The 333-nt window shown below is 53.8% G+C and carries 1 protein-coding gene; it reads left to right on the top strand.

Annotated elements, in window-relative coordinates; all coding sequences use genetic code 11:
- Positions 1 to 107: 107 nt before the first annotated feature.
- Positions 108 to 333: AcaB family transcriptional regulator (locus ABJ99_RS12745; RefSeq protein WP_154864415.1), on the top strand; the 226-nt coding region annotated here is incomplete at its 3' end.

Genomic DNA, 333 nt, shown 5'->3' on the forward strand with positions numbered 1-333 from the left:
GAGAAACCCCAATCGACCAAGAAACGGTTTGTTACTGACCAGAGCCAGCACGCGCGGGCAATCTTGCCTCTCTCCATCAATCCGCTCATATAAAGGAAGCGCTCAGCATGGCTGACAACTTTCAGCTCAACCTCGGTTCACTGCGAAGCAGCGTCAATCTGACCCTGCACACCCACCACGCCTCAAGGCTCTGGTTTGGTCGTCAACGCACCGAAGGCAAGCCCGGGATGATCGGCCTGAGTGGCTTTGCCAACATCCTCAATCGCATCAAACGTGGCTGCGAACAGGACGATCCTTATTCGGACTGGTTCCTCCTTCTTATAGAAGAAAAGA

Source organism: Pseudomonas syringae pv. cilantro (genome assembly GCF_001293775.1).
Classification (GTDB): domain Bacteria; phylum Pseudomonadota; class Gammaproteobacteria; order Pseudomonadales; family Pseudomonadaceae; genus Aquipseudomonas; species Aquipseudomonas syringae_P.